The 14,993-nt window shown below is 40.2% G+C and carries 14 protein-coding genes, 1 pseudogene and 1 riboswitch; all 15 genes and pseudogenes read right to left on the minus strand.

Annotation, left to right across the window (positions count from 1 at the left end):
- Positions 1-10: 10 nt before the first annotated feature.
- On the minus strand, positions 11-565 hold the full coding sequence (locus tag ACFFHF_RS09765) for a nitroreductase family protein (RefSeq protein ID WP_160547606.1): 555 nt from the start codon (positions 563-565) through the stop codon (positions 11-13).
- Positions 559-1,320, minus strand: coding sequence for a uroporphyrinogen-III C-methyltransferase (gene cobA, locus ACFFHF_RS09770; RefSeq protein WP_160547607.1), 762 nt, complete (start codon positions 1,318-1,320; stop codon positions 559-561). The genes ACFFHF_RS09765 and cobA overlap by 7 nt, the downstream gene beginning before the upstream one ends.
- On the minus strand, positions 1,317-1,946 hold the full coding sequence (locus ACFFHF_RS09775; RefSeq protein WP_160547608.1) for a precorrin-2 dehydrogenase/sirohydrochlorin ferrochelatase family protein: 630 nt from the start codon (positions 1,944-1,946) through the stop codon (positions 1,317-1,319). Before ACFFHF_RS09775 ends, cobA begins: the two co-directional genes overlap by 4 nt.
- Positions 1,943-3,301, minus strand: coding sequence for a cobyrinic acid a,c-diamide synthase CobB (locus ACFFHF_RS09780; RefSeq protein ID WP_377057960.1), 1,359 nt, complete (start codon positions 3,299-3,301; stop codon positions 1,943-1,945). The genes ACFFHF_RS09775 and ACFFHF_RS09780 overlap by 4 nt, the downstream gene beginning before the upstream one ends.
- Entirely contained in the window at positions 3,298-4,434 is a 1,137-nt protein-coding gene (locus tag ACFFHF_RS09785; protein WP_377057962.1) for a cobalt-precorrin 5A hydrolase, read from the minus strand. Before ACFFHF_RS09785 ends, ACFFHF_RS09780 begins: the two co-directional genes overlap by 4 nt.
- Positions 4,427-5,209, minus strand: a complete 783-nt coding sequence (gene cobM, locus ACFFHF_RS09790) for a precorrin-4 C(11)-methyltransferase (protein WP_160547611.1) — start codon at positions 5,207-5,209, stop codon at positions 4,427-4,429. The genes ACFFHF_RS09785 and cobM overlap by 8 nt, the downstream gene beginning before the upstream one ends.
- The gene (gene cobI, locus ACFFHF_RS09795) at positions 5,209-5,913 is read right to left on the minus strand and encodes a precorrin-2 C(20)-methyltransferase (RefSeq protein ID WP_340903779.1); all 705 of its coding nucleotides are present in this window, start codon (positions 5,911-5,913) and stop codon (positions 5,209-5,211) included. Before cobI ends, cobM begins: the two co-directional genes overlap by 1 nt.
- Positions 5,910-7,106 (minus strand): precorrin-6y C5,15-methyltransferase (decarboxylating) subunit CbiE, encoded by a 1,197-nt coding sequence (gene cbiE, locus ACFFHF_RS09800; protein WP_340906233.1) that lies wholly within the window; start codon positions 7,104-7,106, stop codon positions 5,910-5,912. Before cbiE ends, cobI begins: the two co-directional genes overlap by 4 nt.
- Positions 7,081-8,217 carry a cobalt-precorrin-5B (C(1))-methyltransferase gene (locus tag ACFFHF_RS09805; RefSeq protein ID WP_340903780.1) on the minus strand — a complete coding sequence of 379 codons (1,137 nt, stop codon included), beginning with the start codon at positions 8,215-8,217 and terminating at the stop codon, positions 7,081-7,083. Before ACFFHF_RS09805 ends, cbiE begins: the two co-directional genes overlap by 26 nt.
- Positions 8,192-8,857 carry a precorrin-8X methylmutase gene (locus tag ACFFHF_RS09810; protein ID WP_340906235.1) on the minus strand — a complete coding sequence of 222 codons (666 nt, stop codon included), beginning with the start codon at positions 8,855-8,857 and terminating at the stop codon, positions 8,192-8,194. Before ACFFHF_RS09810 ends, ACFFHF_RS09805 begins: the two co-directional genes overlap by 26 nt.
- Positions 8,847-9,623: a precorrin-6A reductase gene (gene cobK / locus ACFFHF_RS09815; protein WP_340903781.1), complete on the minus strand. Its 777-nt coding sequence runs from the start codon at positions 9,621-9,623 to the stop codon at positions 8,847-8,849. The genes ACFFHF_RS09810 and cobK overlap by 11 nt, the downstream gene beginning before the upstream one ends.
- Positions 9,624-9,632: 9 nt before the next feature.
- Entirely contained in the window at positions 9,633-11,255 is a 1,623-nt protein-coding gene (cobJ, locus tag ACFFHF_RS09820) for a precorrin-3B C(17)-methyltransferase (RefSeq protein WP_340903782.1), read from the minus strand.
- A 136-nt stretch (positions 11,256-11,391) separates the two neighbouring features.
- A riboswitch (cobalamin riboswitch) is annotated at positions 11,392-11,569 on the minus strand.
- A 312-nt stretch (positions 11,570-11,881) separates the two neighbouring features.
- Entirely contained in the window at positions 11,882-12,529 is a 648-nt protein-coding gene (locus ACFFHF_RS09825; RefSeq protein ID WP_446694998.1) for a DUF421 domain-containing protein, read from the minus strand.
- Between the two features lie 292 nt (positions 12,530-12,821).
- Positions 12,822-14,315 (minus strand): phospholipase D-like domain-containing protein, encoded by a 1,494-nt coding sequence (locus ACFFHF_RS09830; RefSeq protein WP_017417921.1) that lies wholly within the window; start codon positions 14,313-14,315, stop codon positions 12,822-12,824.
- A 447-nt stretch (positions 14,316-14,762) separates the two neighbouring features.
- Positions 14,763-14,988 (minus strand): annotated as a pseudogene (locus ACFFHF_RS09835) (YetF domain-containing protein); the annotation flags it as partial.
- Positions 14,989-14,993 lie beyond the last annotated feature (5 nt).

The following is a 14,993-nucleotide window of genomic DNA, read 5'->3' on the forward strand; positions in this document are numbered from 1 at the left end:
ACTAACCTCCCTATAACCACGTTGTTTTTTCTGCAAATGGTGTACGCTTTTTTACGGAAGTAATCTCTTCTGCAGGGTAACCAATGCATAACGTGCCTACTAATTGCTCTTCATCCGTTGCACCAATAAAATCATGTAATGCTGTATCATGCACTAAACCGACACCGCGTGTACGCCATACCATGCCTAAACCCAGCTGTTCGGCTATTAACCACATCGACATAATCGCACTGCTGACTGCAAAGGTATTATCTTTGGTTGCTCCTTCATCTCCAGCCACAATGGCTGATGTCACCACAATGACAAGCGGTGTTTTTGTGATGGCTTCCATTGAGCTTTCCACTAAATGTGGTTTTGCTGGGAAACGCCTTTGTAAATAATCAAGCGCCACCTGCTCATAACGTTTTAAGCTGTCGCCCTGTAATACATAGAAATGCCAGGGTTCACGCATACGGTCATTTGGTGCAAACGTTGCTGCTTCTAATAACGTCTCAATTTTGTCCCGTTCCACTTCGCGAGTTTCAAATTGGCGAATCGCTCGGCGTTTTTTTAATACATCTAACATAATTCATGCTCCTTTTCTATAAACCAGGCAATTTGATCCCGTACACTAACCACCTCGCCAACTAAAATCATAGATGGATTTGAGATACGATGGATTTGAATATCTTGTGCAATCGTGGAGAGATTGCCTGTAATTGTACGCTGATTTTTGGTTGTGCCCCATTCAATGACAGCAACAGGGGTTGTTTCACTTTTGCCATAGGTTATTAAGCTTTTCGTAATATGAGCGATATTGCCTATGCTCATATAAAAAGCTACTGTATCAATTTGAGCAAGCGCGGACCAATTTAAAAAGTTCTGCTCCTTTTCTTGACGGCCATGACCAGTAACGATCGCAAAGCTTACGGCATGATCACGATGTGTCACAGGAATCCCAGCATAAGCAGGCGCAGCAATCCCCGCTGTAATACCAGGCACGATTTCAAATGGAATATCTGCTTGCCGTAAAATTGCGGCTTCTTCTGCACCACGCCCAAAGACAAATGGGTCACCGCCTTTTAAGCGGAGAACCTGCTTACCAAGATTGGCTTGTTCCACTAGCACACGATGAATTTCATCCTGAATCAGTCCATGCCTGCCTGGTTCTTTTCCACAATAAATCAGCTCGGTGTCTGCTTTCGCATGTTTTAGTAATTCCGCATTCACCAGTCGGTCATATAAAATCACATCCGCTTGCTGAATGCACTCTAATCCACGAATCGTCAATAGTTTTGGGTCACCAGGACCAGCTCCTACAATATATACAAATCCGCTCAACGTATTTCTCCTATACGCTGCCGCAGCCACGCTTCACATTTTTGTTTTTCACCTTGTTCCATCCATTGTAATAACTGTGGATTCAGGAGCTCTGCTAATAGCTGTTTTTTCGCATCACCCGTAAACACTTGTAAAATCCGCTGACGTGCTTCCCTTAAAAATGAAACATACTGCACGTAATGTACTCCAAATTGCTCTTCTAATTCCGTCTTTACTTGGCGGGTCAGACCTGGACTTGCTCCAGACGTCGATACAGTCAATACGAAATCACCACGGCGAACGACGGCTGGGTTGATGAAATCAACACGTCCTTTTGCATCCGCACGGCTGAGTAATTGCCAATGCTGTGTCGCTTCTTCCACTGCATTATTTACCTCTTCGTCATTTGTTACGGCGAAAACCAGTAATGCATCATCTAAATCAGCAGGTACAAATGTCTTTTCTTTCCAAGTCACAAACCCTTCATTGATGTAGTGCTGCAATTTTTCGGTTACCGTTGGGCTTATCACTGTCACTAGTGCCTTTGTTGGCAATAGTGCTTCTACCTTTTGACGAGCTACATGACCACCCCCAACAATAACAACCTTTTTATAGTCAATATTCATTAATAGTGGGAAATAATTCATTGTTTATCCTCCAAACATGCTGTCAGCCAATTTTTCACAAGCTGTGGATTTGATGCGAAATGAAAGTGTGTATAACCAGCAACAATATTTTTATGAAGATAACCTTCCTGCTGAGCACGAAAACGGCCTTTACTAAAATAAGCTGGTGATGTATGTTCCCCCTCATAAGTCGAGTAATGGAACTCATGACCTTTTGCCTGCTCCTCTTCATTGATTAGAAAGTTGCCTGGTACACCTGTAATTTCCCGGTAACCAAGTGCCGCTAATTTATCTTGCATCCGCACACGTCCTGGAATGATCCCGAGCATTGGGAATACCTGTCCTTGACGATTCACAATTTCATCTGTTAAATACATAAAACCGCCGCATTCCGCTAATGTTGGCACCCCTCGCTCAAGCGCGGCTCTTATCGATTGCTTCGTTTCCTCATTTTTTGCCAACCTTTCTGCAAACTCTTCCGGGAAACCGCCGCCGATATACAACCCCTGGGCTTTTTCTGGAACTTCCTCATTTTGTAATGGAGAGAAGTAATGCAACGTGGCACCATATATACGGAGTAATTCTAGGTTTTCTTCATAATAGAAGTTAAAGGCCGCATCCTTTGCAACTGCAATATGTACTTCTTGTTTTTGCGGCTGTACATCAAAGATAGATTCAGAAACGTCCAATGATTGTGTTTTTGTAATTTCTAGAAGTTGTTCAATATTCACTGTTTCTTCGATTGCTTCTGCAAGACTATCAAAATATGAATCTAAATCACCACGCTCAATGGCTGGTACTAAACCCAGATGACGGCTTGGCATCAAAGGGACAGCTCCTTTAGGCAGATAGCCAATGACAGGAACTCGACATTCTTCTTCAATTGCTGCTTTGACAATTTCAAAATGGCTTTTACTTCCTAATTGGTTGGCAATAACACCCACAATATTGGAGCATTCATCTAACATTTGAAATCCTTTGACAATTGCAGCCGCACTTCTTGCCATACTTGCTGCATTGACAATTAAAATGACGGGACTTTTTGTAATCTCACTAATATGAGCAGCAGATCCTTCATTTGATAATGGGGATTTGCCATCATAAAACCCCATCACTCCTTCAATAATAGCTGCATCTGCATCTTTGCTCGCTCTTGCGACAATGGCACGGACTGTATCATGGGACATCATGAAACTATCAATATTACGAGAAGGGCGTTTTGTGACAGCTGTATGATACGTCGGGTCAATATAGTCTGGGCCGCATTTAAAGCCCTGGACTGTTAATCCACGCTTCATAAGCGTACGCATGATGCCGATTGTGAATGTTGTTTTTCCAACACCGCTTCCTGTGCCGGCTAGAACAAATCGATTCATTTTACTTCCTCCTCAAAGTTGACACGTGCAATGGATATAGTCACATTTCCGCTTTTCTTTTTCTTCAGCAGTAACTCTTTCGCATTCGCATAACGCAATGCGGCCGGTTCACTGACCCCATATGCACCTGTATATTTAAAGACTGTTTCCGATGGGTTTTGCATCGGTATTTCATTTAGCTGGTCAGGTGTGTAAGTTACAAACGTCCAGTTATGTTTAGCAGTTAATTCAAGAAGGCCTGTTTCGTTCCTCTTTAAGTCGATGGTCGCAACTGCTTTGACACTTTTTTTACTTAAACACAGCTCCGCTAGTGTTTCATCAATGACTTGTTCAATTTCTGCCATTGCCGTACCACGATTACAGCCAATTCCAAGTACAATTGATTTTGGGCGATACATAACTCCGTTCTCTAGCAGCGACTCTTCATGTGCCTCAACTAAACGATCTGTAATAAGCAGTGCCGCTTTTGGCTTTGCCATAATCGCTTCATTTATCGTAGGGTAAATTTTCAAATGGTCCGGCATTGAACGATCGTACATCCACCAATTTTTTTCACCCGTTTCCTGCACAATTGCAACATGCTCTTCATTTACAACCGAAGCACTAACAGGTGTTAATTTTTCTTCACTATCCCAAACCCACCCAAATTGGGCGCCAAATAAATCTACCGGAATTGTTTTTTGAACATCTGATGCGGTTGTAACAACAGGTGCTGCACCAATCGCATTGGCAAATTCATGGGTTAAGGCATTAGCACCGCCAATATGCCCTGATAAAACACTAACAACATACTGACCTTTATCATCTACCACTAACACGGCAGGGTCTTTCTTTTTATCAATCAAAAGCGGAGCAATCATACGAACGACAGCACCGAGGGAAATGATGCAAATGATTCCTTTATACTGCTGGAACAAAGCGGGCAATAATAGGCGAACCGTACCATCAAATAACTGAATATGACGGGTCTCTTCGTCCCCCTGTTCGAATTTCTTCATATAATATAGGTCCGCATAGGGGAATTTTTCAGCGTAGCTTCTTGCATGTGCCACCCCATGTTTCGTGATGGCAACGAGGGCGTATGGTTTTCGCTTTACAATAATAGGGATTTCACCTTCTCGTAAACTAATCATTCCCCTTCACACCTTTGCGGAAGCCATGAGTAAAAGTTTTGTCATAGAGCTTCGAACGATAATTTTTTTCATGGATATGCGGGTCTAATGCCCAGCCTGCTAGAATCATCGCATGCTTACGAATGCCATTGACACGCATTGCCTCATCTAATTCAGCCAGTGTTGTCCGCACAATTTTTTGGTCAGGCCACGAAGCACGCTGTACAACAGCAACTGGTGTATCATCCGCCCAGCCTGCTGCCTGCAATTCTTTAGTAATTTTCTTAGTTAATGTCGCACTTAAAAACATGGCAATCGTACAGTGATGGCTTGCCAGTGCCTGTAATTTTTCAAGTTCTGGCACAGGTGTACGCCCTTCAGCCCGCGTTAAAATGAGGGTTTGAGTTAAATCAGGAATCGTCAGCTCTGCACCAACTGCTGCTGCAGACGCAAAAACAGAACTTACACCTGGTACAACTTCATAGCTAATATGATGCTGCTTCAATAGAGCTACTTGCTCCATCGTTGCCCCGTACATCGCCGGGTCCCCTGTATGTAAACGTACAACCTTTTTGCCTGCGTCGACACGCTCGACAATACAATCCACCATTTCCTGAAGATGCATCCCTGCTGTGCGGATAATTTCTGCCGACTCCTTCGCCTCCGCAACTAACGTTTCGCTTACGAGTGAATCCGTATACATCACAACATCCGCTTCTTTTAATAGCTTTAAACCTTTCACCGTGATTAAATCCGGATCTCCCGGACCTGCTCCGATAATCCAAATTTTTTTCATTATTTGCGCACCACCATACATGACAAGTAATTTAATTCTGCACCCCGTAGTTCATTGATCTTCCAAATTACCTCTTCATCAGATGTAACTTTTGTAACGACATGTGCTTTCTCTAATAAATTCATTTCCTCCAGTAGATCGAGCATTGCGTCTATAACTTTTGCTACTTTGATAAAGACGATTGCATCGTGGTCTTCAATTACTCGGCGCATTTCTTCCATATCCTCCGTAGCCGGAATCATGGCGACCTGGTCATCACCATCCGCCAATGCAATCCCTAAGCGATTAACAGAACCATTAAACGACGAAATGCCTGCGACCGTTTCAATCGGAACATCAGGGTACATCGATTTCATTAAGTTCATTAAATGTATAAATGTGCTAAACAGCATCGGATCCCCTTCAGTCACAAAAGCTACATCTTTTCCTTGAACTAAATAGCTATAAATAGCTTCCACTGATTTTGTCCACTCAGTTCTTAGAGTATCTTCATCTTTTGTCATGGGGAATACTAAACCAAGCATCTCTTTTTCTGCCGGGTTAATATACACTTCCACAATACGATGGGCATAAGATTTGCTGCCCTTTAATTTTTTGGGGTAAGCAATGACCGGACTTTCCTGCAATCTGCGAAATGCTTTTACTGTGATTAATTCTGGATCTCCCGGCCCAACACCTAATCCATATAAGGTTCCCATTCTCATGATTCTTTTCCTTTCCTTGCCGTCACAATATAGATTGGATTTAACGGTTCAAAACGTGTTAAATTTAAGATTGGCTTACTTTTTGAAATTTGTACCTGTAATATCGTTACTTCACAGCCTAATGCTTTTAGATGCTGCAGCGCTTCTGCCAGATTTTCAATCGTGGCAATATTCATAACAAGTCGTCCATTTGGCTGTAAGCGTGAAATACATGTTTGCAATAAATGCTCCATATTTCCACCGTTTCCGCCAATAAAAATCGCATGCGGATCTGGAAATTCATCCAGACGGTCAGGTGCCTTCCCCAGCACTGCAACAAAATCTGTACGATGTTTTAATTGATTTTCCAAGCAGTTTTTAAGATCACCATCATTTTTTTCAATGGCATAAACGGCACCTTCCCTAGCCATTTTCGATGCCTCTATTGCAACTGAACCTGTGCAGGTTCCAATATCCCAAACAATGCTATTTTCCTTAATTCCTAACTCCTGGAGACAAAGAGTCCTAATTTCTTTTTTCGTAATTAATCCTTTATCTGGCTTTCTTTGAAGAAAAGCATCATCCGAAATTCCAATAGAGGCGCGTTCGACCGACACTCGTTGTTTTAAAACCACAACATTCAATGGAAAAAAGGAGCTTTGCTCCATCTCGTCTAAGGTAAAAAAGCGGCAACGTTCGTTTTCACCTTGTAGATTTTCAGCAACGAAGGCATCATATTCTGTCATTCCAAATCGCTTTAAATACGTTGCAATTGCCTGCGGAGAATTCATTTCATCTGTTAAAACAGCAATTTTTTTACGCCCATCAATTCTTTGTGCAAACCCTTTTATGGATCGGCCGTGCAAGCTGACAATATACGCATCCTGCCAACTTTCCTTCATTTTAGAAAAAGCGAGCTGTACCGAGCTGGTATAAGGATAAATCTCTAATGGAAGCTTCTTCGCAAGAACACTGCCAAGTCCATAAAACAGTGGATCACCGGATACTAATATAACGACATTTCGTGTTTCTTGCTGTAATTCAGCTGTTAACACTGACAAACCGCCTTTTATTACTTTTTTTTCTTTTTTGAATTCCGGAAAAAATTGCAAATGACGCTCCCCGCCTACAAGTACATCACATTCATCGATCCAATTTGTATATTGGGGGAGCAATCCTTCCGCGCCATTATCCCCTATACCAATCATCTTCATCCAATTTGTCAATATTCTCAGCCTTTCCTAAACAATCTCCATTCATGGAATACAAGGTTGTCGACACTTTCATTTCAGTGTTCATATGATTAAGTGCATAGTAGCAGCAGTTTTTGCAAAGTGCTGCAAAGAATGCCTCGTTTCCCTGAAGCATTTCACCAACTTGTGAAGCTGTATTCGCCTGTAAAATTTCTTGCTGTGTCTCTTCATCAACACCCACTTTATTGGCTATACCTGCTAAAAATTCAAAACTAATCGGTGCACTTTTTGAATGAACCATCATCACGCCTTGGGCAACTTTTGAGAACTTCCCCATCATCCCTACTAACGAGACACTCGAAATCTTCTTCCGTGCAATATTTTTTAACGTAAAACCAACAAAATCGCCCATTTCGATAAATGCTTCTTCTGGTAAATGAGGATACTGCTGCATAGCATATTTTTCACTGCGTCCACCCGTTGTAATGACTAAGTGCTCACATCCTGATTCTTTTGCTACATTGATGGCTTGTACAATACTTGCCATATAAGCAGAACTGGAAAAAGGAACCACTGTTCCCCGTGTACCTAATATCGAAATTCCACCGATAATGCCTAACCGCCCATTCAATGTTTTTTCTGCAATTTCTTCACCATCTGGTACAGAAATGATTACTTCAATTCCACAATCCAATTTGAATTTTTCAATTGCCTCTTGTACAACCCCATAAATCATTTTACGTGGCACGGGGTTTATCGCTGCTTGACCAACTGGCACCGGTAGTCCCGCTTTTGTCACTCGCCCTACACCAACCCCGCCATCTAAATGAATGCCTTTTTCTTTTGAATAACAAACGGTACTCTGAATTCGTGCTTGATGGGTAGCATCCGGATCGTCCCCGGCATCTTTGATCGTTTCGCACATTACCCTGTCTTCTGACACTTGAAATGCGGATACTTTAAATGTTGCATACTGACCAGCCGGTAAATAAATCGTGACTTCATCTGGTACCTTTCCTACGACAAGAGCGTGCAATGCTGCCTTTGTCATGGCTGTTGCACAGGCTCCTGTCGTGTAGCCATGGCGCATTTGTGAAGGGTCTTTTTTATTTCGTTTCTTTTGCTCGTTCATCCGCCATAATCGAAATGGCATTAAGTGCAGCGACTGTCACTGTACTGCCACCCTTTCTCCCTACGTTCGTAATAAATGGAATTCCTTCCAGCACTGCTAACTCGGCTTTCGACTCTGCCGCTGAAACAAAGCCAACTGGCATTCCAATAATTAAATCCGGTTTTGCCTCACCTTCTTTAATTAAACGAATTAACTCCAACAGCGCGGTTGGCGCATTACCAATGGCATAAATCCCTCCTTCATGTAAACGCGTTGCTTTTTGCATGGAAATAATAGCCCGTGTTGTTCCTTGAGCCTTTGCTTCCTTTGAGACATCTTCATCCGCAATATAACAATGCAAGTCCCCGCCATGTTTTTGGAATCGTTTGCGGCCAGAACCGCTTTCAATCATTTGTACATCCGCCACTACATGACGGCCTGCTAAAATCGATTGAATCCCTGCCTCAATGGCATCAGGTGTAAAAATCATGCTACGGCCTAACTCAAAATCTGCTGAAGCGTGAATCACCCTCCGAACAACTAGCCATTGCTCTTCTGTAAATGAATGTTCACCCATTTCTTCTTTAATAATGGCGAAACTGTGATCATAAATCTTGTCTGGATCTACCGTTATAGGAATAAATTTTGTATTAAAGTTCATGTTTGCCAAGAATAAAACCTCCCAATAGTTGAGTTACTTCTTCAAAAGAAGTACAAAAATTTTCATATGAAATCACTGGCCTTTTTATTAAAATAACAGGAATCCCTAATTGCAGAGCAGCTGTCATTTTTTCATCTACAGATCCCACTTTGCCGCTTTCTTTTGTAATCATTAGAGTCACATTGAATTGCTCACATAGCGCTTTATTTAATGATTGCGAAAATGGGCCTTGGATCGCAATAATGTCCTTTTGTTTAATACCTAAACTATGGCACTTTTCCATATTTCCTATATTCGGAAGCATTCTGCAAATAAGCCGGATTTCATCACGTATTAAATACTTGGCGAATATCTCTAACGTTTTACTACCTGTTGTCAGCATAATCGTTCCTTTATGAGATTGAGCTAATTTAGCTGCTTCTTCATAACTATCAACTTGTGTAATTAGTGGAGATATAAACTGTTCTTCTGGCCTTTCATAACGAATATAGGGAATATCACATGCTTTTGCTGCTGCCATTGCGGTTTTCGACGCTTCTTCCGCATATGGATGGCTGGCATCAATGACACAGGTCATCTTTCGCTTCTGAATTAGCGCCATCATGTCATCAACTGATAACCGCCCTACCTGATATGGAATATGATGGGCATTTAAACTTTCGGCTGCAGATTCTGTGACAACTGTTGCTAATAAAGGATAGCCTTGGTTTTGCAATTGAATGGCTAATGCTCTCGCATCACTTGTGCCTGCTAAAAATAAAATCATGTGTTCCTCCTAATCTCCACATGGTGCCGGCTCGACTTCAATTTTGGAGCTCATATCCTGGTAGTTAAAATACTGAATACTTTTCACGCGTTTAAAATATTTAAAAAGGCGTTCATTGGGATGGGCATTTTGTTTGTACTCTTCAATAATTTTCGTAAGTAACGGCAGCAGTTGATCGGTTTCAATTCCCTCTGCTACAGGCTGTGCAGCATGGGCCGTACGGCCAACCGGCTTTGCGCCAATAAATAAATCAAATTTTTTCTTGCGGTAAACGATCCCGATATCATCGAATACTGCCCGATAACATGCCATACCGCAGCCGTTGAAACCAATATGTAATTCTTTTGGAAGCTTTAAGCCCCCTAATTTTGCTGCTATTTCTTCTGCGTATGGAATCGATTCTGCTTTTTCCCCGTAACAAAAATCACAAGCTTTTACATTTAAAACATCGCCCACAGGCATGACAGTTAAATGATTCTGTTCTAGTTTTTCAACTATCGATTCAGGCTGTGTTGTTGGAATCTTTACTAAAAAACGATGATCCGGTGTATATTCCATGGTGCCTGTGTCGCCAATGGTTTCTGCCAATACGCGCATTTGATCAGGCGTAATAAATTTATTGGCAACACCAGGTGAAACAGCAAATTCAAATATATCTTCGATTGGCTGCTGAACTACATGCAGATGTTCTATTTTTGATTTAGTCACCATGGATAAAGCCTTTAAGGCCAAATCTAATGAGGTAACTTCTTGTTTTTTTCTTTCAATTTGCTCATACCCAGCTTGCGCTTCCCCGGTTTCTTGATTCAACGCCCATGGCTCGGCTTCCTTTTTCAAACGCTGATGCGGTTTTAAGCTTTGCTTCTCTTCACCTAAAGTATATTTTCGCTGATAACCTCGAGGGGTAATGATTTTATTGTCATAAAAGAACGTAGAAGAGTTCCCAATAATAACCGTTGTTAGCATTCCAATATCATGTTCAAGCATTTCAGCCAGTGTTGTGAGCACAACATTTTGATTTTCACGATAAGCACTTTTCACAAGTCCCACCGGTGTTTCAGGAGAACGATATTTTAATAGAATATTTTGTGCCTCTACAATTTGTCGTGTTCGCCGACCGCTTTTCGGATTATATAAAGCTATTACAAAATCCGCCATCGCAGCTGCTTCAATACGCTTTTCTATTACAGTCCAAGGCGTCAAATGATCACTTAGGCTGATCGTGCAGGAATCATGCATGACTGGCGCCCCCAATAAACTCGCACAAGAATTAATGGCTGATATACCTGGAACAATTTCAACCGCAATTCCATCTTTCTCAGTCCAACCCTTCTCAATCAGCACTTCATACACTAATCCAGCCATGCCATATACCCCTGAATCTCCGCTGGAAATTACTGAGACAATATGACCTGCTTCCGCTTTCTTTACTGCATCCTGTGCACGTGACACTTCTTCAGTCATACCCGTACTGACAATGGATTTTGCTGTTACCAAATGTTCAATTAGCTCCACGTATGTTTTATAGCCAATAATACAATCACTTTGCTGCAAGGCAACTACAGCTCGATTAGTAATATGCTCCCGATCACCGGGACCGAAGCCAACAACAAAAATTTTCCCCTTTTTCATAGGCTTTCCTCCAAATAAAAATGCCTGTACTCCTTTTAAAGGGAATACAGGCATGTGAAATGACAGTATAAAAAGCATACTGAAATACAAAAACAATAGGTATAATTGTCCCGCCTATACTTCTCCCACCGAAAAGCAAGTGTCGTTTAAATAAGCAGGTTTCCTGACTTAAGCTTCTTTTTACTCTTACACCTTCCCGATTTCTCAGTGGCATTGTAATTTCATCAGCTCTTACAGTAGCGGGGGCTGTACTAGACTTTCACTAGTTTCCCTTTTACCTCACAAATGTGAGCACTTATTTAAATTTAATTATTAAATTTTTTATAAATATACCATATAAACTCGGTTAACATACTATTTTTTTGAAAATTTAATAAAAACCTCTACTAGAATATTCCACTTAATGGAAAGGCTATTAGATATACTTAATCAGCTGGTCTTGTTTAGTAAAATACTTTGTGTTCTTATAAATAATTGTCAATATAGGCAAAAATATAATTACCTTTTGGTTTGAGAATGGAATAAATATATCAATAATAGCTAGCAAAACCACGAAAAAATGGGACAGTGAACCTGTCCCCACATGATCCACCAAGAAAATTGATGTGCTCTTATCCTAACAAATTTTATTTAGGACTTACATGTATGCCTTCACTCTCTCGCCAATCTGCGTAAAGTATACGCTTTACATTATCATATCCATTGGTAGTTAATTGGTTATCTAACCACTGTTGATCAAATCCGAGTTTATGTAAATTATCCCATAAAATTTCCCCATCTATAATTAACGATGTTGGGAGGTCTACTGGACTTTCTGGAAGATTGAGATCTTGCTTGTCTGGTTTTTGATACTTGGATTTTAATAATAAACTTATTTGCCCATTAGCTTCCAATATACCGTATTTGACTTCGCGAACTGAAAAGACATTATTTTGACGGAGTATACTCAATACTTGATTTACATCCAATNTAGGATTGCCTAATAAGAGAGAGCGTGTCGATTTATTTTTTAGAGTCATAAACTCTATTCCCAACATAAGAAACGTCCACAATCCGATGGCATATAAAAAATGAAAAATCCCTACCTTATCTTCATAAATGTTATTTCCTAAAAAATCTCCAAGTACTAACACAAAAACTAAGTGAAACGGGGTTAACTGATAGATGGATGTTCTGCCTGTTATGATAATGATAAAAAATAAAGTTGCAAAACCAACGATGACTTTGATCGTCAGTAAACCAATATTAACTTCTTCCAAAGTTTTTTCCTCCAATTTAAATTTTACTTAGTTGTAAGATCTTGAGGTTTAGATAAAGAGGCTAGTTTTAGTATTAAAGCTCGAGTTACAATTCCAACAATGATGTAATATATGAATGAATATCTGTATCTCCACTCTAAATAATTAACAAGTTTGACCCACTCGCAAAAGGGTTCACCTATATAGGCATATGTTAGTGCCATAATGATCTGGGCTAAAATAAAAGATTTCCATGTTCTAAAATATTGATATAACAACATGTAAGCTAATTAAAATCAGAAAGATAAATAATACCGGTTTTTTCAACTTATAATAATGGAGAAAGCACGCGAGCACCCTGTTCAACAATGCGCTCGGTCAGGGATCGTTGCAACAAGTCTTCAATTCTTAATGGTACAGAATCAGTAAGATCCCTCTCGAACTGCTCTGTGAGTTCCCTTGCCACATCAGCACTGTACACGACTTGACACACCTCATAATTCAGGCGAAAACTTCTCATATCATAGTTTGCTGAGCCTACGGCAGCAATCTCCTCATCGATGGTCAACACCTTCGCATGTATCATTCCTTTGTCGTACTGGTAGATTTGAACTCCAGCTTCTATAAGTTCTCCGTAATAAGTACGGCTTGCAAGACCCACTATTTTTTGATTATTGTGGCGAGGAACCAGCAATCTTACACGGACACCACGAGTTACTGCTGTCTTTAATGCCATGATAATATCCGTTTCTGGTACAAAATAGGGTGTTGTTAAATCAATAGTCTTGGTCGCCTGTGTTATACATATAAAGTAAGCTTGCCGAATGACTGGGGTAGGAATTCCAGGGTTTCCTTCCAACGTATGGATATACGCTTTATGCAATGTCCTAGTTTTTCCGGATATGTCCATTTCTTTATCATCAAGGGTGCTCAACTCTGATCCCAATTCGGCTGACCATTTGGAATGATCTGCTCTGCCGATTGAATTGATTTTCGTTACCTCTGATTTTGTTTTCAAGTTTGTTTTTGATTTTATCCTTTCCGGCACAGCGATTTCCCAATGAACATCAAAAACAGTCTGCAAGTCGCCTGTTGCTTCCCCTATAATTTGCAAATGAGTGTCCCTCCAAAATCCTACGTCTGGCTTTAATCCTGTATATTCATACCCAACGTTCATACCGCCAGTAAAGGATTCCTTTCTGTCAATCGTCACAATCTTACAATGATCCCGATAATTCCAATTGGACAAAATCCAGGGAAATCGCAGAGGAAATATTGTCCTGCATTCTATCCCTGCTTCAACCATCTGCCGGATTTTTTCACGCGGGAATTTATAACTCCCCAAGCTATCTCTCATAAAACGAACCTGCACTCCATTTAATGCTTTTTCGATTAGCAGTTCTGTGATTCGATTACCAATTTGGTCGTTCCGATAGATGAAATATTCCAGATCAATGGTTTCTTGGGCTTTTTGCAGGGATACAAGGAGTTGATCATATTTTGCTATCCCATTGTTAAACACTTGGACTTGGCCCATTCGAAGCCCATTCACAGTGAAATGCCGTAAAGCATTGGCAATTACCGATGCTGAAGCACCGAATGTCTCAGGTAATTTGTTAGATTCATTTTTAGAACAGGTCAATCTTTTTCGATGAATAAACTTAGGGTTTGATATGCTAAGATATAGCCAGAAACCAATGACAGGTAAAAAAAGGACGATTATTATCCAATTCAAAGCCTTGGCAGGCCGACGAACTTCCCAAATTGCTATGAATAAGATAAAGAACGTATTTAACAGGTATAGATAAAAAATCCACTCCAACTGGAATCCCTCCTTCTGTTTCTCTTAACATGTACAAACTATGTAACCAGTATACGAATATGAAGGGATTGTCTGTTATATATTATGGACTACCTTTATAAGAACTTGTATAAGATATTAAGAACGAAAAAAAGAGAATTAAGGTTGGGAAAGTTCTGACATCAAGAAAGGCGTAATGATCTGGGCACTGTCCTAACTAGAGACTTAGTGATTTTGAAAATTACCATCTGGTAATTTCCTAAATATAGGTATAATTTTTTATAAATTTGGAAAATGAAAGTGGTAAATGCAATAAGGAGTAAATAAGAGAAAACATTAATTTATAGTGGGAGGAAATCGTCTTAAAATTAGTCGTTAACATCTATTTTGTTAATGGTTAATGAATGATCGGTATCTCTAACAGCAGCATAAAAAAATCTTTGATTTGAAGATATCCCTTTGCCTTTCTTCCAAAATCGCATATTCAATATCGTGAATATCCGGATATCCTGATGTTCTTAAATTAGACAACAGCTCAGGTAAAGGATATCTACTTTCCTTTAAATTTCGATTAAGATAAAAAAAGAATCGCTCCAAAATCATGAGGGGTAAGTTGGGCTAGAGCTGATTTCCCTAAAATTTTTACTGCTACAATAAACACAATATAGATAAAAATAACTTTAACTAAAAAAATAGACA

This window comes from Robertmurraya beringensis, from assembly GCF_042433785.1.
Classification (GTDB): Bacteria; Bacillota; Bacilli; order Bacillales; family Cytobacillaceae; genus Robertmurraya_A; species Robertmurraya_A beringensis.

Excerpts from the sequence above, each read along its gene's own strand:
- ACFFHF_RS09775 (WP_160547608.1), bottom strand. The coding sequence starts at position 1,946 with ATGAATTATTTCCCACTATTAATGAATATTGACTATAAAAAGGTTGTT.
- cobM (WP_160547611.1), bottom strand. The coding sequence starts at position 5,209 with ATGAAAAAAATTTGGATTATCGGAGCAGGTCCGGGAGATCCGGATTTA.
- cobI (WP_340903779.1), bottom strand. The coding sequence starts at position 5,913 with ATGAGAATGGGAACCTTATATGGATTAGGTGTTGGGCCGGGAGATCCA.
- ACFFHF_RS09780 (WP_377057960.1), bottom strand. The coding sequence starts at position 3,301 with ATGAATCGATTTGTTCTAGCCGGCACAGGAAGCGGTGTTGGAAAAACA.
- cbiE (WP_340906233.1), bottom strand. The coding sequence starts at position 7,106 with ATGAAGATGATTGGTATAGGGGATAATGGCGCGGAAGGATTGCTCCCC.
- ACFFHF_RS09765 (WP_160547606.1), bottom strand. The coding sequence starts at position 565 with ATGTTAGATGTATTAAAAAAACGCCGAGCGATTCGCCAATTTGAAACT.
- cobJ (WP_340903782.1), bottom strand. The coding sequence starts at position 11,255 with ATGAAAAAGGGGAAAATTTTTGTTGTTGGCTTCGGTCCCGGTGATCGG.
- ACFFHF_RS09785 (WP_377057962.1), bottom strand. The coding sequence starts at position 4,434 with ATGATTAGTTTACGAGAAGGTGAAATCCCTATTATTGTAAAGCGAAAA.
- cobK (WP_340903781.1), bottom strand. The coding sequence starts at position 9,623 with ATGATTTTATTTTTAGCAGGCACAAGTGATGCGAGAGCATTAGCCATT.
- ACFFHF_RS09805 (WP_340903780.1), bottom strand. The coding sequence starts at position 8,217 with ATGAACGAGCAAAAGAAACGAAATAAAAAAGACCCTTCACAAATGCGC.
- ACFFHF_RS09810 (WP_340906235.1), bottom strand. The coding sequence starts at position 8,857 with ATGAACTTTAATACAAAATTTATTCCTATAACGGTAGATCCAGACAAG.